18 protein-coding genes are annotated in these 22,404 nt (G+C 44.6%); 11 read left to right on the top strand and 7 right to left on the bottom strand.

What is annotated here, in order from left to right; genetic code table 11:
* Positions 1-112: 112 nt before the first annotated feature.
* Complete coding sequence (locus GX654_07960; GenBank protein NLD36787.1) at positions 113-760, bottom strand: hypothetical protein; 648 nt, start codon at positions 758-760, stop codon at positions 113-115.
* A 339-nt stretch (positions 761-1,099) separates the two neighbouring features.
* Between GX654_07960 and GX654_07965 the strand changes: the two genes are divergently transcribed.
* From GX654_07965 to GX654_08000, 8 genes are all read left to right on the top strand, one after another.
* Positions 1,100-1,780, top strand: coding sequence for a helix-turn-helix transcriptional regulator (locus tag GX654_07965; GenBank protein ID NLD36788.1), 681 nt, complete (start codon positions 1,100-1,102; stop codon positions 1,778-1,780).
* Positions 1,781-1,853: 73 nt separating this feature from the next.
* Positions 1,854-4,382, top strand: coding sequence for a molybdopterin-dependent oxidoreductase (locus tag GX654_07970; GenBank protein ID NLD36789.1), 2,529 nt, complete (start codon positions 1,854-1,856; stop codon positions 4,380-4,382).
* 3 nt (positions 4,383-4,385) lie between these two features.
* The gene (locus tag GX654_07975; protein NLD36790.1) at positions 4,386-5,219 is read left to right on the top strand and encodes an oxidoreductase; all 834 of its coding nucleotides are present in this window, start codon (positions 4,386-4,388) and stop codon (positions 5,217-5,219) included.
* Positions 5,220-5,326: 107 nt separating this feature from the next.
* Positions 5,327-6,181 carry a 3-keto-5-aminohexanoate cleavage protein gene (locus GX654_07980; protein NLD36791.1) on the top strand — a complete coding sequence of 285 codons (855 nt, stop codon included), beginning with the start codon at positions 5,327-5,329 and terminating at the stop codon, positions 6,179-6,181.
* 88 nt (positions 6,182-6,269) lie between these two features.
* Positions 6,270-7,247: a 3-hydroxyacyl-CoA dehydrogenase family protein gene (locus GX654_07985; protein NLD36792.1), complete on the top strand. Its 978-nt coding sequence runs from the start codon at positions 6,270-6,272 to the stop codon at positions 7,245-7,247.
* A 91-nt stretch (positions 7,248-7,338) separates the two neighbouring features.
* Complete coding sequence (locus GX654_07990) at positions 7,339-8,613, top strand: thiolase family protein (GenBank protein ID NLD36793.1); 1,275 nt, start codon at positions 7,339-7,341, stop codon at positions 8,611-8,613.
* Between the two features lie 266 nt (positions 8,614-8,879).
* Positions 8,880-9,926 carry a hypothetical protein gene (locus GX654_07995; GenBank protein NLD36794.1) on the top strand — a complete coding sequence of 349 codons (1,047 nt, stop codon included), beginning with the start codon at positions 8,880-8,882 and terminating at the stop codon, positions 9,924-9,926.
* A 454-nt stretch (positions 9,927-10,380) separates the two neighbouring features.
* Positions 10,381-12,306, top strand: a complete 1,926-nt coding sequence (locus GX654_08000) for an alkaline phosphatase (protein ID NLD36795.1) — start codon at positions 10,381-10,383, stop codon at positions 12,304-12,306.
* 118 nt (positions 12,307-12,424) lie between these two features.
* On the opposite strand, the gene GX654_08005 is transcribed toward GX654_08000, so the two are convergent.
* From GX654_08005 to GX654_08020, 4 genes are all read right to left on the bottom strand, one after another.
* The gene (locus GX654_08005) at positions 12,425-13,447 is read right to left on the bottom strand and encodes a patatin-like phospholipase family protein (protein NLD36796.1); all 1,023 of its coding nucleotides are present in this window, start codon (positions 13,445-13,447) and stop codon (positions 12,425-12,427) included.
* Positions 13,448-13,462: 15 nt separating this feature from the next.
* Positions 13,463-14,887 (bottom strand): DEAD/DEAH box helicase, encoded by a 1,425-nt coding sequence (locus GX654_08010; GenBank protein NLD36797.1) that lies wholly within the window; start codon positions 14,885-14,887, stop codon positions 13,463-13,465.
* A gap of 103 nt (positions 14,888-14,990) precedes the next feature.
* Positions 14,991-15,143, bottom strand: a complete 153-nt coding sequence (locus GX654_08015) for a hypothetical protein (protein ID NLD36798.1) — start codon at positions 15,141-15,143, stop codon at positions 14,991-14,993.
* Positions 15,144-15,294: 151 nt separating this feature from the next.
* A complete protein-coding gene (locus tag GX654_08020; protein ID NLD36799.1) occupies positions 15,295-15,666 on the bottom strand; it encodes a DUF2220 domain-containing protein in 372 nt (123 codons plus the stop codon).
* A gap of 1,330 nt (positions 15,667-16,996) precedes the next feature.
* Here GX654_08020 and GX654_08025 point away from each other — a divergent pair.
* Both GX654_08025 and GX654_08030 read left to right on the top strand, forming a co-directional pair.
* On the top strand, positions 16,997-17,464 hold the full coding sequence (locus tag GX654_08025; protein NLD36800.1) for a DUF4405 domain-containing protein: 468 nt from the start codon (positions 16,997-16,999) through the stop codon (positions 17,462-17,464).
* Positions 17,458-17,889, top strand: a complete 432-nt coding sequence (locus tag GX654_08030; protein NLD36801.1) for a hypothetical protein — start codon at positions 17,458-17,460, stop codon at positions 17,887-17,889. The genes GX654_08025 and GX654_08030 overlap by 7 nt, the downstream gene beginning before the upstream one ends.
* 418 nt (positions 17,890-18,307) lie before the next feature.
* Here the strand turns inward: GX654_08030 and GX654_08035 are convergent, their stop codons facing one another.
* Entirely contained in the window at positions 18,308-20,683 is a 2,376-nt protein-coding gene (locus GX654_08035) for a xanthine dehydrogenase family protein molybdopterin-binding subunit (GenBank protein ID NLD36802.1), read from the bottom strand.
* 29 nt (positions 20,684-20,712) lie between these two features.
* Positions 20,713-21,279, bottom strand: coding sequence for an elongation factor P-like protein YeiP (gene yeiP, locus GX654_08040; GenBank protein NLD36803.1), 567 nt, complete (start codon positions 21,277-21,279; stop codon positions 20,713-20,715).
* 700 nt (positions 21,280-21,979) lie between these two features.
* Between yeiP and GX654_08045 the strand changes: the two genes are divergently transcribed.
* Positions 21,980-22,404, top strand: a 425-nt coding sequence (locus GX654_08045) for a TetR/AcrR family transcriptional regulator (GenBank protein ID NLD36804.1), incomplete at its 3' end; no start/stop codon positions are given.

The raw sequence follows: 22,404 nt of genomic DNA on the forward strand, positions 1-22,404 counted from the left end.
AAGGGGTATAAAAGAGGTTAAATTAAGGCTATAAAGGCCTTTTGAACTGTTTTCAAATCAAATTTTGACTTTCGTTTTTTAAATTCGTTTTATTTTTATAAAAATAATTTTTTTAGGGCTGCCATACATTGGGAATATATATTTTTCGAAAAAGGGGTTTTTCGACAGCCTCGTTAGGGGCGGAGTTTCCATAAATATCCGAATCATTATCATTTGCTGTCAATGTGCCCCAGACACGGACCCCTCCTCCATCTATAGTTGCAGTATTGTTATATATACTGGATTGGTTCAGGGTCAACTGGGCATTACTTGCTATATATGCCCCCCCGCCGTAGCCACTAGAATTTGAAAAGACACTGGTGTGCTCAAGAGTTACATTGGCTCCGGAAAGCACTCTGATTCCTCCACCAAGTCCATGGTTACCTCCAGTAACCTTAAGCCTCTGCAGGGTGACTGTGTTCCCTGTGATTTGAAAAACATAACTGACTCCTCCCCCATTTACTACAGTATCACCACAGCCGGTTGTAATGCAGTCAGCGCAATAATCCCCTGATATGGTCAGGGCCTTATTGTTTATAGTTACGTTTTCGTTGTATGTCCCGGCAGAAACCTTGATAGTGTCGCCTGAAGCAGCAGCATTAACAGCATCCTGAATAGTTTCATAAACAGCTCCGCTGTTATTGATTCCGACTCGGGGTGCACCCCATGCAGGCAGAGATATTAGAGAAATAATGACTAAACATAGGATGTAATGTCTCATTTTGAACTACCCCTTTCAAAAAAGTTAAAGATCAAATACATTTCTCCAGAAAATGCACCTGTAATCATTCAGAGTTAGATGCTGAAATCCAAAGAAAGATTTGGCCTTCCAGCACTGTAAGTAGTTTAAATGCCGTTTAGTTGAAAAGAGTTACTTTTTTTAAACGGAAGTATATGGAGCAGCCGTTCTTATGTCAACAGGAAATCAATATCCCTGATCCACCATCAAACTGTCATCTGCAGCCTTTACTTAATTTCAGGTCAAATGCTGCTTGACTTTTAAACGACTGTTTGAAATAACTGCCTTTAAAATTTAATAAAAAGCAGGTGTCATATAAAAGTGTCTAAAAAATCCATCGATGCCCAGGACAGCGAGAATACAGTCAAGCAGACAAGAGAAAGGCTCCTTGAAAAGGCAGAGATGCTTTTTGCGCAGAAGGGGTTTCATGCCATAGGTGTTCGCGATATTACCTCTGCTGCAAGATGTAACATGGCCTCTGTCAACTACCACTTCAGTAACAAGATGAACCTCTATCTGGAGGTCTTCCGCTCCAGGTGGATCCCGCGTGAACGGCTCATGTATGAGACGTTTGAGGCAAAGGTCGACAGTATGATTGATCCGACACCGGAGAGCATAATCCAGGCGCTGGCAAAGGCATATCTGGAGGGGCCTTTAACCGATGAGGAGTTTGGCAGGCACAGGCAGCTTATTGTGAGGGAGCTGAATAACCCGACAGAGGCATTTGAGCTTGTGGCGGATCAGACCCTGAGGCCCCTATTTAACAAGCTGTATGGGCTTTTACAGGATAGCTCAAAGGATAATGTAAATGAGGCAAATCTCAGCTTTGATATAATGAGCATTTTTGGTATCATTCTGTACTTTAATTATTCAAGGCCGATGATCTCGCGTGTAACAGGCAAACCCTATGACGCTGATTTCAAGGCCAGATTAATAGAACATGTGGTTCGGTTCTCGCTTTACGGGATGAGCAGCAGTAGCAAGCGCCCTCCTGTATCATAATAAAGCAAGACCGCTACCCCTTTTTATCACCCTTTTTATGGTCAGACAGGATCAATTTTTTTTGGAGGAATTTATGACTGAACAGATTTTTACAAGCTGCACAAACGCAGGCCCCATATCGGTTTATGTCAGGGACGGCAAGGTTGTCAGAATCAGGCCCTTGGAGGCAAAGGATGAAGACTTTAAACCATCCTGGACAATAGACGATGGGAAGAGAAAATATTCGCCCCCAAATAAATTTTATATATCGCCCTTTATTCATGCTGAACGGACAAGACTCTATTCTGAAGACAGGATAAGGTACCCCTATAAAAGGGTAGATTTTGACCCGAAGGGTAACCGTAACCAGCAGACAAGGGGCAAGGCAAAATATGAGCGTATTAGCTGGGATGAGGCATTAGATATAGTTTCATCGGAGATCACAAGGGTAACAAATACCTATGGCTCTTCAGCCATTACTGGCATCACATCAAGCCACCATAACTGGGGCGTTGTGGGTTACAAGATGGGGCCGTTTGCAAGATTCATGCATATGCTCGGTTACACCCCGATCTTTGACAACCCTGACAGCTGGGAAGGTTGGCACTGGGGCGCAACACACACCTACGGCTTCTACTGGCGGCTTGGTATGCCCGAACCATACGACCACCTCACAGATGCCCTTCAGCACGCAGAGATGATTGTCTACTGGTCATGTGACCCTGATTCCACAAGGGGCACCTATACAGGTCAGGATTCAAGCATGTGGCGTCAGTGGCTAAAGGAAAAGGGCGTGGAAATGGTCTTTATTGACCCCCTTTACAACTACACAAACGCTGCAATGGACGGCAAGTGGATACCCATAAGGATGGGCACAGGCACAGCCCTTGCCATGGCAATTGCCTATGTCTGGATAACTGAAAATACATATGACAAAAAATATATTGAAACACGCACAGTAGGTTTTGAGACCTTTAAGGATTATGTACTTGGCAAAGAAGATGGGGTAGAAAAGACACCTGCCTGGGCATCTGAAGAGACAGGCATACCTATAAAGACCATAGTCTCACTTGCAAGAAGGTGGGCAACAAAGAGAACAGTGCTTGCGAGCGGTACAAGGGGCGGCGAAGGCGGCGCCTGTCGTGAGGCATATGCCACAGAGTGGGCAAGGATGATGGTGCTTTTACAGGCAATGCAGGGGTTAGGCAAACCCGGTGTAAGCATCTGGGGTACATGCATGGGAGCGCCCTCAAATGTTGATGTGTTTTTCCCCGGTTATGCTGACCCTGACGGCAGGATGGGCTCCACAAAGGCTGCAAAGATAAAGTTTTCACCGGCCCAGAACCCCACAAAGCAGAGGCTTTACAGGCTGACTGTGCCGGACGCAATTCTGAACCCTCCTATTGACTGGAGGGGTGACGGCTTTTGCGGCAACTCCCTTGAACAGCAGTTCAACGAATATGTCTACCCCATGGAAGGTCACTCAGAGGTAAAGATGTTCTACAGGTATGGCGGGTCGTTCATGGGCACCATGAGTGATACAAACAAGTGGGTTAAGATGTACCAGAGCGAAAAGCTTGAGTTTGTTGTTAATCAGGACTGCTGGTACAACAGCGAGACCAATTTTGCGGATATCATACTTCCTGCCTGCACAAGTATTGAGCGTGACGATGTGGGCGAGTGGGGCGCTGCGGGCGGCTACACACACCATGCCTCAAACGGGTGCAACCACAGGATCGTGGTGCGCCAGCAAAAGTGTATTGAACCTTTGTGGGAATCAAAGTCCGACTACCAGATATTCACACTTCTTTCCGAGCGTCTTGGAAGAAAAGAGGAGTTCACTGACGGCAAGGATGAGATAGGGTGGATAAAGGCATTCTATGAGATATCTGACCTGCCAAAGTACATTTCATATGAGGAGTTTGAAAAGAAGGGTTATTACGTTATTCCCATGCCGGAGGATTACAAACCTACAGTCTCCATGAGGTGGTTTGCTGAAGGCAGGGATTGCGACACCCCAGACCCCGGCAACCCGAAACGTGGCACAGACAGGGCAAAGGAGCTTGGCACATACACAGGTAAAATAGAGTTTGTTTCAGAGAGCCTTAAGAAATATTATCCAAACGACGAGGAAAGGCCAATATCCCCAAAATATATCCCGAGCTGGGAAGGCCACAGGTCAGAGCTTGCAAAGAAGTATCCCCTGGCCCTTGTCTCTCCGCACCCAAGATTTACCTTCCATACCCATTATGACAAGCACACAGACTGGCTCAATGAGATACCTACTCACCGTGTGTATAAGGATGGTTATCCATACTGGCCGGCCCGCATACACCCAAAAGATGCGGAACCTCGCGGGGTCAAGAATGGCGATATTGTAAAACTCTACAATGACCGGGGTGCAACACTCTGCATAGCAAAGGTCACCCAGAGGGTTATGCCCGGGATTATTCACAGCTACGCCTCATCTGCTGTATATGATCCGCTTGAACCTGGTAAGGCGGGCTCAACAGACAGGGGCGGCTGTGTTAACCTGCTTACATCTTCAAGGATGCTTTCAAAGAACGTACCCGGCATGACACCCAATTCATGCCTTATAGAAATAGAAAAGTGGGAGGGATAACTAATGGCAAGATTCGGAATGATAATAGATGTTGATAAATGCACAGGCTGCTATAGTTGTTTTCTGGCCTGCAAGGATGAATTCTGCGGCAATAATTATCCCGGGTATGCAGCCTCACAACCCGCTAAAGGCCATTACTGGATGAAGATCGTCTCTGTTGAAAGGGGCACAACACCCAAGGTAAAACTGGACTATATCCCAACTCCTTGCCAGCAGTGTGAAAATCCCACCTGTATTTCAGGCGGAACCCCTGGTGCTGTTTACAAACGACCTGATGGCATAGTGATAATAGACCCTGAAAAGGCAAAGGGTGATAAGGATATAGTCTCATCATGCCCCTACAGGGTTATATACTGGAATGAAGAGTTAAAGGTTGCACAGAAGTGTAATTTTTGTGCACACCTCCTTGATAAGGGGTGGAAAGAGCCAAGGTGCGTTGAGACCTGCCCGACAGGGGCTTTAGTGTTTGGTGATCTTGATGACCCCAAAAGCGAGATTGCAAAGAAGGCGAAAGAGGGGAATACAGAGGTGCTTCATCCGGAATTCGCCATGAAAACTTCAGTCTCTTATATCGGCTTACCAAAAAAGTTTATCGCCGGTGAGGTTGTATTTGCAGACAAAAAGGATGAGGCGGCGGTTGGGGTAAAGGTTACCCTTGTAAGCGGAAGCATGAAGATGAACACTCTAACAGACCATTATGGTGATTTCGAGTTTGATGGGCTTGATTCAAATAAAGAATACACAGTCAGGCTGGAATACTCAGGGTACAGGGCTCAGGAGATCTCAGTGAAAACCCTGAAGGATGTAAACCTGGGTGAGATTGTAATGAAAAAGTGATGCAGTAATGCATTGCATAATATTTATAAACAGTAGTATTAAAACCCATGTCCCTGTACTGATTTTTTAACAGGGGTCATATAACCAATTTGGAGGAAAATAATAATATGTTAAAGACATTACCAAAAGACAAGATACTTATCACAGTGGCCATGACCGGCGCTCTGGTAACCAAGGAGCAGCATCCTGACCTTCCTGTAACACCTGACGAGATTGCTGAAAACGCAAGGCTCTGCGTTGAGGAAGGTGCTGCCATATGCCATATACATGGCAAGGATAAAAACGGGGGAAACACATCCGATGTAGCGGTATTCAGGGAGATCAAGGAAAAGGTAAGAAAAAAATCAGATGCCATTATCCAGTTCAGCACAGGCGGAGGCCCAAACCTTACACAGGAACAGAGGATAGAATGCCTTGATGCGCTCCCTGAAATGGCCTCCCTTAACATGGGTTCGCTCATGAGGCTTTCTGGCCAGTACAAGGGCACAGCATTCTGTAACCTCCCGGAAGAGATAGAGACTTATCTATCCAAGATGAAAAGACTCAATATCAAACCTGAGATGGAGGTCTACAATGTAGCCATGTTCAAGGAGGTTAATGATATCATTAAAAAAGGCCTGGTCGAGCCACCATACTGTATCAACCTGGTTCTTGGCATGCGTTATCAGGGTGCGCTTGAGGCAACACCAAAGATACTTACCACAATGATCGATTTTCTGCCTGATAACTCAGTATTTAACTGCGCTGCTGTTGGCTCTGATCAACTGCCGATCACCACCCTGAATATGCTCCTGGGCGGGGCTGTAAGGGTTGGGCTTGAAGATAACATCTATTACAGCAAGGGCCTAAAGGCCACCAACATGTCGCTTGTTGCAAGAACAGTGAGGATAGCAAGGGAGCTTGGCAAGGAGCCCATGACACCAAAAGAGGCAAGGGAATTTATAGGGCTTAAACCCCTTTAAAATATAAGCAATTTAGCGGGGTGATTATAAGAGCTGCCCCGCATGTACATGAAGAGTAAATTAAACCTATATAATATGGAGATAAAAGATGACAGATAATTTGAAACTGGAAGATATTAAGAAGATAGCGGTTATTGGCGCAGGCACAATGGGTCATGGCATTGCGCAGGCATTTGCCTATGCAGGGTACCAGGTAAACATGATGTCCCGCACACAGGAGACCCTGGACAGGGCAATGTCTCTTATAAAGGCAAGCCTTGAGGCAATGGCAGGCGCCGGTCTTGTTGACAAGGCAAAGATAGCTGATGCCCTTTCACGTATAACAACCTGCACCAACCTTGAAGAGGCTGCAAAGGATGTTGATATCGCCTTTGAGACAATGGCAGAAAACAAGGATGCCAAGACAAAGGTGTTTGCAGACCTGGATAAGGCCCTGCCCAAAAGGGCGCTCATTGCCTCAAACACCACATTCCTGAACCCATTTGAACTGGCCAAGACAAGCCGCCAGGATAAGATACTGATTGCCCATTTCTATGCGCCGCCGCAGATCATTCCCCTGGTGGATGTTGTAAAGGGGCCTGAAACAGACATGGCCAATGTGGAGCTTATGGTAGAGCTTTTAAGAAAGATGGGCAAAAAACCCATTCTCTTCAAGAAATATGTATCAGGCTATGCAATCAGCAGGCTCCAGCTTGCACTCCAGAGAGAGGTCTATTACCTGATTGACGAAGGTTACCTGAGCCCGAGAGAGGTTGATGATGCCTGTATATGGGGTCTTGCAATGCGTATGATGATTGTTGGCGCTGTAGGTCGTATTGATTTTGGTGGGATAGGCCTTAGCGTAAACAACCTGAAAAACCCGGCATGTAATGCCACACCGGTTGATTACAAGCCCAAAAAGATATTTGAACTCTTTGATCAGGGTCATGTGGGCATAAAGACAGGAAAGGGTTTCTATGATTACGGCGGAAAATCAGAGGCAGAGCTCTGCTCCATCAGGGATGAAAAACTCCTGAAGATGCTGAAATTCGCAATGGATCTGGGTGATGCTTTGCCAACCAAGTAATTTTTTTCACCACGGAGAACACAGAGAAAAGCTAAAAGAATAAAATCTCTGTGACCTCTGTGTCCTTTGTGGTTAGATAAATGGAGAACCTATGAGTCTTGAAAAGGTATATATAGTAAGCGGTGCACGCACACCAATCGGCCGCTTTGGTGGTACACTACGTGCTTTACCCGTGCACAAGTTTACCGCCATTGTGTTGAATGAGGTTATCCGCAGGGCTGGTATTGGGTCAGATAGCGTGGATGAGGTTGTAATGGGGCATGCCTACCAGAACGGTGAGTGCGCCAATGGCGCGCGCATGGCCCTTCTTGAGGCTGGATGGCCTGTGACAGTAACAGGCATTGTTGTTGACAGACGCTGCTGTTCAGGCCTTGATGCCATTAATATCGGCGTTATGAAGATACAGACCGGTAATGCAGATATTGTTGTGGCTGGCGGCATGGAGAGCATGAGCCTTGCCGAGATGTATGTGCCCGGCGATATCCGCTGGGGCCTTGGCGGAAAGAGCGATGAAAAATTCGGTTTTATGCCAAAGGGTCACGGCGCCCTTGCCATGTGGGGCATCCCGTTCTATGACAGGATACAGAGGGGCAGGGTTATGGCCCAGCCAATAGAGAGGTTCGGTGAACTCAACTCCATGATGACATGGGCAGAGGCCGCAGCCAGAAACGAGAACATATCCAGAAAAGAGATTGATGAATGGGCATATAACAGCCATCAGAAGGCTGTAAAGGCACAGGAATCAGGCAAATTTGCAGAAGAGATAATAGGCATCCCAATACCCCAGGCAAAGGGGGCGACCATCCTCTTTGACAAGGATGAAACTCCCCGGCCTGATACCACACTGGAACAACTGGCAAAATTAAAACCCATATATGATGGCGGTGTGTGTACGGCAGGCAATTCATCATCTGAAAACGACGGCGCAGGAGCTGTGGTGCTTATGAGTGAAAAGAAGGTAAAGGAGCTGGGCATTAAGCCCATGGTTGAATTCCTTGCCTTTGCACCTGCTGGCGATGACCCGACCCTTACATATCCTGCTGTTCCTATAGCTGTAAACAAGGCCCTTAAAAAGGCCGGCATTACACAGGCACAGATTGATCTGATTGAGATCCAGGAGGCATTTGCCGCCCAGACACTTGCGGATGCAAAACTCCTGGGGCTTACAGCGGAAGAATGCAAGGCAAAGGTTAATGTAAACGGTTCAGGTATTTCATTAGGCCACCCCATAGGGGCGACAGGGGCAATGAGGCTTGTCACCCTTGTCCATGAAATGGTGCGCAGAAACGCCCAATATGGCCTTGAAACCATATGCGGGGCGGGCGGCCTGGGTGTTGCCGCTGTTTTTAAAAGAGGCTTGCTCTAACCTGGTTATTCATAATGTATACAGCTCTTTATTAAGGGCTGTATACCTCCAAATTACACTTTCTGGTTTCAGCTATTTTCATGATTATAATGGGCAATTCTGCTGCGCAAGGTTAACTTGACATTCAATTTTATTACATATATATACCTAATTCGTACAAAAAAATAATCTCAAAAATAAGGCTTTTTTGTTGTAGTTTACATTATCACCGTGGCTTTAAGTGAAAACCTGTAAAATTATCCATCACTGGGAGGAGGGATCATTTAATGTTTTCGAAAGTCTTTTTGTTTTTGTTCTCCATTTGTCTTTTCTTTTTTCAATCTGCATCTGCTATTGAGCCTGCTCCTGCCAGAGGTGATGAAAATAGAATTGTTGCAAAGATTTCAGGCCATCCTGTCACAGAAACACAGATCATGACGATTATGAAATTTTTAGTTTTCAAGGAAGAGGACGGGCTTACGCGAGAGGCGCTTGAAACAATGCCCCCTGGCCTCTTTTCCCAGGCTTTAGATAATATGGTTATGAGGACTCTTCTTCTGGAAAAGGCAGAAAAGCAAAAGATCACTGTTTCAAGGGAACAGATTGATGATCATCTGCAACAGTTTATGAAAGGATTCCCCTCCAATGATGATTTTGTTAAAAAATTGAGTATGTATAGGATTAAAAAGGATGAACTTGAAAAACACATTGAAGGGACAATTAAAATGCTCAGGGTCATTGACAGTGCAGTCAAAGACACCCCTGAAGCTACACAAGAGGAGATAGAAAAATACTATGCAGAACGCAGAGCCAGTATATTGAATGCTGAACAGGCCCGCGCCTCCCACATATTGCTCAGTTTTGACCCTGACGCTTCATCTAAACAGAAAGAGACCATAAAAAAAAGGCTTGAAAAAATAAGAGCTGATATTGAGGCTGGAAAGATCACCTTTGCAGAGGCCGCTAAAAAGTATTCACAGGATGCTGAGACAGCAGCAAAAGGAGGGGATATCGGTATAATCCGCCGCGGCCAGGAGTCAAAAGCCATTGAAACCGCTGTTTTTAGCACACCCCAGGGTAAATTGACTCAGGTTATAGAGTCTCAAAATGGGTATCACCTTATCCTGGTTCATGAAATAAAGACCCCTGGCCAGGCAAATCTTGAAGATACAAAGGATCTGGCTGCCAAGTACTATAATCAGAGACTCAGAACAAAGGCTGCTAACAAATTTCTAAAGGAAGTAAAGGATAGTGCTATAATTTTAATGCTAATGACCCAGCAGCAATTTGTCGAACGTAATTCCCCAAAATGGGAGAATATATTTAAAAAATAGGGTTTAATAACCCAGATTTTAAAATAACATCGTTTTCATGCTATATCTGAATATAATAATATTCAGGTATAACCCCTGTAATGGCATTTTTGTATATTGTAAAATTTACAATATACTGACAATTATACGATATATAGACATTTTTTGGCAAAATTCCACAGTAAATAACAAAGTATTGCTTGTAATATCAGATAGATAGATTTTTGGCTTAATATTTGCAAGATTAACTTGGTTTGTATTAAAAGCGGAATAATTAACGATATTTTTAAGCACAATGTATTTCTTGATAGAGATACATTGTGAAGGAGATGTGGTTAACCTGTATTTTTTTAAATGTAATAAAGGAGGTGATGCTGGGTAACAGGCTTTCATAGACAAGTATTGTTCAAATAATAAAACACAGCATGGAGTATAGTAAGCCCTTATTAAAAAATAAAAAAGGAGAGGTAGTATAATGAATTATAAAAAAACATCATTATCAATTAATTTAGCTGTACTTTGCATTATAGTATCTATGATGCTATTTACCGGTTGTAATGAAAAGACCGTTACAGGGAATACTGAACCAACAACACCGGCAACTTACACACCTGTTACTTATAATAATCTGCCAGGTAATGTCAAAAATATAATCCTGATGATCCCGGATGGCAACAGCTATGAATCCCAGAAGGTTGTTGATTACTATCTTAATGGTGAGGCGCAATCACAGATATACAATGATTTTCCTGTTCAGGTGGGGGTTGAGACATCAGAATATGAATACATCTATGATTACACCTATGATAATTCAGTTGACCCGCCTGCGGTAACGGGTTACACCATTGAAGGGTATATCTATCAGGGTTATGACCCTGTAGAGGCATGGAGTGATTTTAATTACCAGATCTGGCTTGACCCTCTGCTTGATTATTTTGCCCATTACCCCTATGTAAATAATACCACAGACTCTGCCTCTGCTGCAACAGCCATGGCCACAGGTTACAAGACAAGAGATGGCTCCATCAGTTATGGGGTAATAGCCAATACCACGGTTGGCCATACAGTCCCTGCAGATGAGACTGTTGATGGGGAATTGGTCTCTTCCTTTGTTCGCCTGACAAACATCACTGATATTGCCAAACTTCTTGGAAAGGCATCTGGCGTTGTATCCAGTGTACCATTAAGCCATGCGACCCCGGCGGGCTTCGTCGCCCATAATCCAGATCGTAATGCCTATATTACCCCTGTAACCGGGATTGCTGATGAAATGATTTTATCCAGCGGTATTGAGGTCATTATGGGCCCAGGCTTTATGGATTATGAGTATAATGGCGATCCGCGTGTTCCGCCACGTGCTGGCAACCGTATTTCAGATGCCACCATTGATACTATAGCCGGGTGGTATGCTGATCCAACCACTGCTCCAGACGGTGGCTTTACTGTTGTTCGCAGCAGGGCAGAATTCCAGGCATTGGGTACAACAGCTACCCCACCTGCGCGCGTCCTCGGTATCCCAAATGTGCGTGAAACCCTCAACTATTATGCCAACAATAAATATCTGGACTCCTATTATATCCCCTTTACCATCGACCGCGCCGCTGATGTGCCGACACTTGATGAAATGGCAGAAGGTGCACTTAATGTTCTCAACCAGTATGATGATGGATTTTTCCTGATGGTGGAAGGCGGGGCTGTTGACTGGGCTAACCATTATGGCTGGCTGTACAGGGCAGATGAGGCTACACGGTTAGCAAACGGAGAGACCCCCGGACCATGGGGTATCTTAATTGAAGAGATGGATGATTTTAACAAGGCTGTTGAGGCTGTTCATGCATGGGTAGAGGCAAACAGCAACTGGAACGAAACACTGCTTATTGTTGTGCCTGACCATGACACCGGTTTTGTATGGGGCGAAAATTCAAAGCAGGATGGCGACACAGCCGTCTTTAATCCAGTAATTAATAATGGGGCTGGCAATATGCCTGGTTTCAACTGGTATACATGGTGGCACAGCAATATGCTTGTTCCTCTGTATGCAAAAGGGGCTGGCGCAGAGCGTTTTACCAATTATATAAAGGGCGCTGACCCGAGATATGGTTCCTATATTAACAATGTGGATATCTTCAAGGTGATGCATTATAGTTTCCTGAAAAACAAGCTTGCCGGGTTAATCACCCAGGCAACATCACTTCATGTGAACGATGCCACAATGCTTTCAAGGCTTCATGCCGCTGATTTGGCGCTTGATGAGAGAAAAATAACTGCTGCGTCTCAGCATCTCGTAAACTTCATAGCCGCAGTTAACGCAAATGCCTCCCTTGCATCATCAGGCATGGCAGCTAAGGCTGAGGCACTTGTTGACGCTATTGCGCCGCATGCAAACAACGCTGGATGGTAACAGTAATTTACGGTTAATATTAAGCAATGGGCAGTGATTTTTTGCTGCCCATAAAAAATGAAGCAATATGGTTATAATAAAAGGGAGGCAATAGCCTCCCTTTTATTTGAGTTTATGGTTATTTATTTGGCGCCTCATCAGCGTTATCAAACCATTTAAAATATTCCATTGTACCTGTAGTCCCTGATTTTACGAGCGCCTGTTTTTTTTCATCTTTAAGGTTAAAATCAGTGGTATTTACACCCAGTGTGTCTATGTACACGGTTCTGGCCCAGTCATCACTGTGAAGGTGGATACTCTGCTGTGCGTTTAAGACTGTGTTAATTAAGCCCCATGTATAATCCATGAAGTTATCAATCTTTTTTGTAACAGGTTCCGCATGGTCGCGGAATAGCGCTATCTCCTCCTTTGTGTCAAGCCTGAACCCCAGGGTCTGTTTGTTATAGATATATTTAGAAACAGGACGGCGCATTCTCTTTACCTTTTTATTAATCTTCTCGTAATATTTTGTTTCAACGCCTCCATCACCGCTGACATACTTCTCCCTGTCAAATAATTTTACCGGGTAGTTATCCAGAACGCCTCCATCCACATATATATCACCCCGAATGCTCCTTTTTGCTGCAAAGAATAGAGGTATGGACATGGAGATGCGGACAGCATCTGCCACGCACATCCTGGGGGTATGCTCAGGTGAAAAGACCTCTGAAAAGCCTGTGGATAAATTAGTCCCCATAAAATAGAGGGACTTGAATTTTCCCTTTTCCTTCATTGCTTCAATATCCCCAAAGGTGCTCTCGCTGTTGCCTGTCTTCTTTTTTATCTGTTTCCCTATCCAGTCCCGGAAAAAATCGCCCTTATACCACCCGTATTCATCTATTAACCTCTTGGCATCCCTTACCACGCCCCATGAATCATCCATCAGCTTTTTAAAATCGAGTGACCAGAGCACCTCCTTTGTCTCTTTCTGGCTGAAATTAAGCCCAACAAGAATGGCATTTATGGCCCCTGCGGATGTCCCTCCAACCCTCTCTATATTCTTTAATATCTCCTTTGCCTTTAAAACATCAAGCGCCCCCACATAGGCAATGCCCTTGACACCACCACCCTCAAACACTAGATTTTTAAAGTTATATGGCATGTGATCTCCTCCTTTTTATTTATATTTTTTACCCCTGGGCGGGCTTGGTTTGCCTCGTTTTGAAGATTGCTGCGAGTGCGATCCTGCTTGTGATGGCTTTTTTCCAGCCCTATTGATTTTTCTGCCCGATCGGGTTTTTGATTCCGGACCTGCATTTTTTCCTGAACCAGTGGTCTTGCTATTACGGGCCGGCAATCGCTGCGCTGAGGCCTTTTTCCTGGCAACCATCTCTTTTATGGCCCTATCTACCTCTTTGTCTCTTGATGCGCCATTGGGACGAAAAATAAGAAAATTAGCAGCGTCGCTATCCTCGGTGTAGCCCTCAACCTTTTCAACCGGAATCTTCTGCTTTAGCAGTTTTTCAATAGCCTTAAGATGTACCTTATCATCCTGGGTAATAAGCGAGATGGCTATACCTTTTTCCCCGGCTCTTCCAGTGCGACCGATGCGGTGAACATAGTCTTCCGGGATGCCCGGCATATCGTAATTAACCACATAGGGCAGATTACTTATATCCAGCCCCCTTGCAGCCACATCTGTTGCCACAAGGACACGGATATCACCCTTCTTGAACGATTCAAGGGTACGTATCCTGACCGACTGGCTCTTGTTGCCATGCATCGCTGCAACACTGATTCCCTGTGTGTCAAGGTTCTCCGTGAGTTTGTTTGCCCCATATCTTGTGCGGGTAAAAACCAGTGTCTGGTTCCAGTTACCCCTGGTGATAAGGTGAATGAGAAGGGCAAGTTTATTTGATCGGTGCACCAGGTGAACCTTCTGGGTTATTGATTCTGCTGCCGTATTATCAGGTGTCACCTCGATATATTCCGGGTTCTTAAGCATTTTTCCGGCAAGATCACGGATCTGCCGGGTGTAGGTGGCAGAAAACAGCATGGTCCTGCGTTCAGATGGAAGTAGAGAGAGGACCTCGGAGATCTCCTCACTGAACCCCAAATCCAGCATCCTGTCAGCCTCATCAAAAACCAGAAATTCTATCAGGGAAAGATTCAAATGGCGCTGGCCTGCAAGATCCAGCAGGCGGCCCGGAGTGGCCACAAGGATGTCTATGCCGCGCCTCAGCCGGTCAATCTGCGGTTCTATGCTGACACCGCCATATACAACAGTGCATCGCAGGGAGACCCTTCTTGCATAGGCCTTGATACTCTCTCCCACCTGTAGCGCCAGTTCCCGCGTGGGTGTCAGGACAAGCGCACGGGGATATCGCTCGTTCCCTTTCTGCCTGTTCCTGCTCAGGATCTCAACTAAAGGAAGCGCAAAGGCATCTGTTTTTCCGGTCCCGGTCTGTGCCCTTGCAAGGATGTCCCTCCCGTCAAGAATAGCAGGAATAACTTTTTCCTGAATGAGGGTGGGGGCAGCGTACGCCTTGTCTTTAACCGCCTTAAGCAGTTCGTCCCGAAGGCCAAGTTGATCAAATGACATATTATAATCCGGTGTTGTCTCTAAATTGTTTGGTTAATAGTGTTGCTCATGGGCTTTTTTGTTTCGTGCCCTGGCTTTGAATATTTTTTATGGGAGCGTTGTTTTAAATGTTTTTTTCATCTTTAACCTCTGGAGGATCTTCGGTTTGCCTTTCTTCATGACCCTGGGTCATTTTTTTTTGACGCTTCTCTTCCTGTTTTTTCTTTTTAGCGAGCTCTCTTTTTCGTTTTTCAAATGAATAATTAGGTTTTGCCATATGTTTCCTCTTCTTAAATTAATAGTGCAGAGAATGGAATATCCAGTGCTGTGATCTGTTGCGTGCAAGGCTTAGACCCTGCTGCCAAATGGTGATGCTGGGCATATTGACACAAATCCCAAATAAAGTCCAGACATAGTCTAAAAGAGCTCTATAACTCCTGTAAAACATCAGTGAGAAATTTGAACTCCACCCTCTCCTGCTCCAGCCTGATATTTTCTCCCCAGTGATTATTTTGCAGTTGATCGTAGAGCTCTGTCTCTTCAGGTGTAAGCCGTGCAAGATTTGCCTTTTTGTGATGCGCTTCAAACCCCCACAGCTCCCCGTGGCTCAGGAGTGTCTCAATATCCATCAGGAAGGATCTTACATCCGGCAGAATCCCGCGCAACTGATTGAGGATTGCAAAGCCGTGTGTATCAATATCACCCCAGTAATAAATCCTTTTGCTGTGCAGCCATTGTACAGAGGAGAGATTACTGGCGCTGAAGGGGACGACCTTAAAAAATAAAAAAACTGTTGAAATAGAGTAATATCAAGGCGGTTGAAGGCTTTGCCTTTAACTGCCTTGATGTTTATTAAGTGGTTTAAAGAAAAATTAAATATCATATTCTTAATAGTGGTCATCTTTTTAAACAATAAGACGCGGAGGGTTAAAATAAAAAATTCCCAAGGTGACCGGGGATAATAAAGGATGTAAGTAATCCCAAACCTATCCTATGATTGCGGTTAACCATTCCTTAAAGGACTGTTGATCCTCTTTGTTTAAAACCCCTAACTTTTTTACTAAAGTGGTAAAGATGGGTTTGATTACTGGTTACTCTTTAAAGGGAAGGGGACAAGGACAATATCCCCATAGTTATATGTTGTCATAAGCCTCATCCTCGGCATTGTCCCAGACTTTGTTAAATGAATTTTCAGCCAGTTTGTTGGCAGCCTGGAGCATCTGATGTTCCTGACCTTTCCGGTTTAAAAAATCTACAACCTCTGCTATCTTGTCGGGGGCAAGTTAAAGAAATTTCGGGCTGTGCTTAAAAAAGTTCCTGATTTAGAACCAGAAGAATATGATCAGTTATAGACAACATACCTGAATTTGCCTCGGGTCTTAGATCCTTTAACCCATTTAAGGATGTAAATGACCAGAAAAAGATAGAAGGATTTGTTGACCGCCTTAAAAAAGAGCAGGGCTATGTAATAAAGTCAACCGAGTATAATTTAAAAACAGGAGACCCAAAACTCACCTATTCCTTAAGGGTTTCCACCCACCTGTTTCATGCCCGGGCACAGGTTGATGGTGTGGTGGATGCAATGCATAAAACCTGGAAGGCAATGATATAAAATGTGGGATTCAATTATTTTTACTGTAAGCTTAATACGCCGTCATGCCTGTGCAGACGCATTTGTGTCAAGTTAATGAAAATATTGAACCCAAAACATATATTCATAATTAAAGACGAAAAATCATTTCTCACACAAAGTCACAAAGCTCACAAAGTTAAGAAACAATAAAAAATTATGTTAAAAAACATTTGATTCTCTTAGTGTTCTTCGTGCCTCTGTGTGAGACAAAGCTTTAGCAGGCTTTTGCTTTTCGCCTTAGCTTGACGCTTATGCTTGCAGACGGGTATCCATTTGTTTTGTTTTAAAAAGTGGATTCCCGTTTTTCCAGGAATGACAAATAAGGGTCTAAAGTTTTAAAATATCAAAATAATGCACCATTATTGCAACTTTTGGTTAGATTTTACGACTTTATATCTTGAATAATGAATGAAGCTCCGATAAAGTGGTGATCACTGAACATCAAGAAATCACTACAAACCACACAACACCCAATTTTAAAACCGGAGGAAACACACATGAAAAAGGTAACATTTAAATTCATACTTAACATCTTCCTGTTTATCACCTTTCTTTTTCTTATGGATGAATGGTCTTTCCTCGGGATCACCTTTCATGAGATTGCCGGGCTTGTGATATGCCTCTTTTATATCCTGCACAAGGCCCTGAACTGGAAATTTATCAAGGAGACAACACTCAGGATGTTTGGAAAATGTACAGCCAGGGGCCGCATCAATTACATCCTTGATCTCCTGATCCTTATTGGTTTCACCCTCATTATCATAAGCGGCATGGGTATAGCAAAGACCATGGATTTTTCATGGCTGGGTTTCACAAAAGAAAACTTCATCATCTGGCGCTTTATGCACACGAGCATCTCCATGATCACCCTTATGTTTGTAGGCATACATGTAGGGCTGCACTGGAACTGGGTGGTTGCACGTTTTAAAAAATCCGGCGCTGATCAGGAGGGTGCATCATGCTAAAAAAGATCATCTATTTCGTAGTTGTTATTGCTATTGTGGTCGGGGCTGTTATTTCATACAAGCAATTGGATTTTGGTAATAAGACAGCCATTTTCTTTAAGATTGCCTTTGGAGACCAGGCCCAGATGATGCAAATGGGGCCAAAGGGTGGGCCTTTTCCAGGAGGGTCGACGCAGGGCGAATTCAAACCGCCTCAAGGATTTGAGGGCAGAAAAAGGGGTGAATTCGGGCCGGGACGGGGCGAATTTGGAAAAAATGGGGGACCTGGTTTTCAGGGGCCACCCGGGGGAAAAGGGATGCGTGGCAAACCGGGGATGGGTAAGACCATATCCTTCGCAAAGGTGATACCCTATTTCTTTATACTGGCCTTTTTCATACTGGCAACGCGTGTTATTGATCTAACTGTTAGAAGGGTAAAGAAATAATCGATTATGCTTTCAGCGATCAGCTGTCAGCTAACTCTTTAGTTTAAAACGTTTTTACTCAAAGCTGAACGCTGAGTGCTGACAGCAGCCATTCAAAAACGACAGTTTTTGGATATACAAGTTAACAAAAATATCGTACCTGAAACATATTACGGGTAAGGGATATAAGATAAAGATCCCTCAGAAAAACATCTATTCATAATTCAAGAGGTAAAATCCTATCTCACACAAAGTCACAAAGCTAAGAATTAAAAAAATTATGTTAAAAAGCATTTGATTTTCTTGGCGTTCTTTGCACCTCTGTGTGAGATATTGCTTTAGCTTTTCGCCTTAGCTTGACGACAATGCCCTTAGGCAGGCACAGGGGCCTGCCCCTACAAAACCTGGTCTTAGACAGGAATATTATCAACCCCTGTAATTATGCCTTCCCCAATGCCTTCAGTACCTTGTCCGGCGTGGCCGGGGGATCGACCCATTTACCTATAGCATTATAGATTGCAGCAATCACAAGATGGGTGTTTGCGAGCGAATGGCTGATACCATTTGAGCCATATGCCGCATTACCTGCCCTTGTTTCAAGCAGCTCCATTGCTACGGGTGCATGATCCAGTATAGTGGGCTTTTTATACTCGAACATATTTGTGCTGAGCTTTACACCGGTCTTGCTGTCATAAATATAATCTTCATACAACTGGCACCCTTCGCTGAAAAACATCACCTGCTCTATCTGGCTTTCAAGGGATGTGCGCCGCATGATCTTGCCGGTATCTGCAACCACGCCAAACCGGATGATCTCCACCTCACCTGTCTCCTCATCTACAGCCACCTCGCACATGGCCACATTCATGGTATCAAGCCTTTTGCCCCTTTCATTCCATAATGCAAGCGGCGGCCTGCCTGAATAGGTTGCAAAGAGGTTTGACCTTACCGCCTGCCCAAATGGTACACCAATACTGGGATTATTTTTTACAACAACCTTTCCATCCATCATATCAAGCTCTTCCGGCTTCATCCCTTTAAAGGGGCTCTCTACTGGCTTTGCCCCGCCCCCCATGATCCCGCCCTGTGGCGGTGGGTTATTGGCCTCTTCAACTGCCTTTTCAAGGATCTGTTTTTTGAGTATGTTTGCGCACTCCTTAAGAGCCCAGCCCGAAGCGGTTGTGCCGTCACTGCCCCCGCCCCACGGCTTATAGGTCTCATGGGAGTCAAGCCTGCCCCTGATATCCTCATAATTAAGCCCCAGCTCCTCAGCCACAACCATCATGTTTGCCTCCATGATATAGTTACCGATTACCGGCCCCTTTGAATCCAGGTGCACAATGCCGTTCCTGAGTTCCAGCTTGCAGTTGAAGATCATGCCGGAATGACGCGGGCACTGCTGATACCTGAAGCTGGCCCCGTGCATCCTGCCGTCCTTGAGTCTCTTTTCCCCTGTATTGTGCCAATTCCAGTTCATCATCTTTTTTGCGGCTGCAACACATGCCTCAAAACTGGGCACAGGGTTGGGGTCGGTCTGTGATTCAGGGCCGTGGAGATTAATTCTTGCAATCTCAACAGGGTCTTTGCCCAGTTTCTCGGCTATAAGATGTATGGCGAGTGTAATGGAATCCCAATTCATGGGGTTATGCTGACCGCTCAGATACATCTTGCCACGGTTGCTGTCCACAGCATCCATGTTCTGTTTAACGTTTAAGCACCTTGTCGTAAAATAGGGGCCATAGTTCTGGTCCATGGTGGTGCCGAAAACGGAACTCCCCTCCACACCCGAATCAGCGATTGAAAAATCATCGATGGCAGTAATAAGCCCGTCTTTCTTGAAGCCTATCTTCATGTGCATGAAACGCTGGTTCAGGTTAAAGTCATACTGGTCATAGCGGCTGTTTACACACCTTACCGGCCTCCCTGCCCTCTTCGCGAGCAGAGGGGTAATAAGCTGAGATTTTCGCAGGCCCCAGTCACAGTATTTACCGCCTATCAGCATGCACTCCTGAAAGACCTTTTCAGTAGGCACCTTGTACATGTTTGCGATTGTGCCGGGATCATTGGGTGAGCCGACACCCTCTACATGAATATTGAGCCCTTCACCGTGATAGGTGTTCTGAAACCACCATGCCACGGAACCGATCGGGTTGGGGATATGCCCTGAAAAGGCCGGTATGTTCATATCATATTCAATAATATGGTCGGCCTCTTTAAACCCTGCCTCCACATCACCTGCGTTCACATTTGAATAGGAGACATTACCCTTTTTGGGCGGGTTACTACCTCCACCCATACCAAATCCGCCTGAGGTGTTCTCCGGCTTTGGGGCAGGTGGCCGGATGACCGGGGCATCAGGCTTTCTGCCATCAAGTATATCCACAACATGAGGGAGTATCTCCCATTTTATATCGAGCTGCCTCAGCGCCTCATCACATATGTCTTCTGACTCAGCGACAACAATCGCTCCAACCTCTGCCCCCTCCTGGTCTGCTCTATTGGTGAGAACAGGTTTGAGAGGCCCCGACATCATTTCACCCTGTTCAAGCAGGTTTTTAATATCCTCATCTTCAAAGGTGAGGATATCTATAACCCCCGGTATTTTTCTGGCCCTCTCAGTATCAATGCCCTGTATCACGGCATTGGCATATGGGCTTCTTAAAAATTTTGCATGGAGCATATCAGGGGCAGTATAATCAGCCCCATATTTTGCAATACCTGCGGCCATGGCGTATGAGAGCCTGCCCGGAAGGTTTGGCATCCCTACAACCCTGAACTTTTCTCTCTGCCCGTTTACTCCTGCTAAATCAGCCATAATAAATACCTCCTGAAAAATATATTAGATCATGCCTTTGAAATAAACTTTCTGGTTTCTGTATTCACCTTTACCATCTCACCTGCCTCAAGGTATTCCGGTATCTGTATCTCGATCCCGTTTGACAATTTTGCAGTCTTGGTGCGTGCGGATGCGCTTGCGCTCTTCATGCCCGGCACCGTCTCAACCACCTCATAGACAAGGCTTGCCGGTATCTCAATAGCAATCATGTTGCCATCAACCACAAGACCCACTATCCCCTCCATCCCCTCTGAAATCCAGACAAGTTCATCCTCTATTGCCTCACCATCTATTTCATACTGGCCATACTCGACTGTATCCATAAAGACCTGGAGATTACCATCCGGGTATAGATACTGTATTGGCTTTTTTTCAAGGATAACATCATTGAGCATATCATTACCCTTGTAACTCTCTTCATATTTCTGCTTGGTCTTAACGTTAGCGAACCTCACCTTGTAAAGGGTTACTGCCCCCCTTGCTGATGGTGTTTTCACATCAATATTTTTAACCATATAGATCTCATTATTGATCTCAACCACATTTCCCTTTTTTAGATCACATGCCCTGGGCATCGTTATTCTCCTCTGTATTTTTTATTAAGGGTATACATATCACCAGGAGACAAACTTTAAAAGATCAATTATCTTGACGGGTATGAAAAATGGGTAATCATGGATGTTATAAAAATAAAAAAGCAGAGCGGGAGGGGATTTTGCTCTGCATTTTTTATTTTTTCCCTTGATATCGTTATATCCAACTGAGTTGCTCTCCAATTTTAATTTGACCGAGAACCAGCAGAATAGATGCACGAATACCTGAGAAATTTTTTATGTCATTTACATGTTTCTATTATAGCAATATTGATGCCATTCAAATTGTTTACCTTAATATTTAGTGTTTATTTCCGAGAATACCTGTGAATTACCATAATTGAGGGTCTCGTAAAAAGTTGAATTCAGTAAATTAGTGACCTCCCCGAACAGGCGGGTACCCATAAATCCATAAAGGTACATATGGTTAAGGAGTCTTTAGTAGGGTCGGGATTTAACCTGACAAATGCTGCATACTATAGATCAACCATTTTTAAAGACAGGCATTTGACATATTTAAAACCGGTTGTGTCAAAATTGTATCGTTTTTCAGTAAATCCATGACACAATATTTGAACTTGTTTATTACCAGCACAGACAAGATTGCTATTCCTGTTGACAAAATTATCTATTAATGTATTTTCATTGAATAATTATTCAGTCAATTGATAACGAGGTTAAGTTGCCCAGAAACAGGGAACAAAACGAGCAGATGAGGTCACAGCGCACAGAGCAGATACTTGCCGCATCTTTAAGGCTTTTTGCAAAAAGAGGGCTCAGCGCAACAAAGATATCAGATATTGCGGCAGAGACAGGCATGTCACAAGGGCTTATCTATCACTACTACAGCTCAAAGGAGGAGATATACACGGAGATAATAAAGGATGCATTCAGGCGTTTGAATGAGGCGGTTACAATCCTTAAGAATATGAATCTTCCCCCGGAAGAAAAGATCAAAAAGGCATTTGATGGCCTGCTGATCAATCTTGAAAAAAGCGATGACTCGGCCCGGTATCACTATCTTGTTGCGCAGGCATCTGTCTCTGATGCCATACCTGAAGAGGCAAAAAAGACAATAAAGGAGAACAGGGATTATCCCTATCAGGT

Source organism: Desulfatiglans sp. (genome assembly GCA_012513605.1).
Classification (GTDB): Bacteria; Desulfobacterota; DSM-4660; order Desulfatiglandales; family HGW-15; genus JAAZBV01.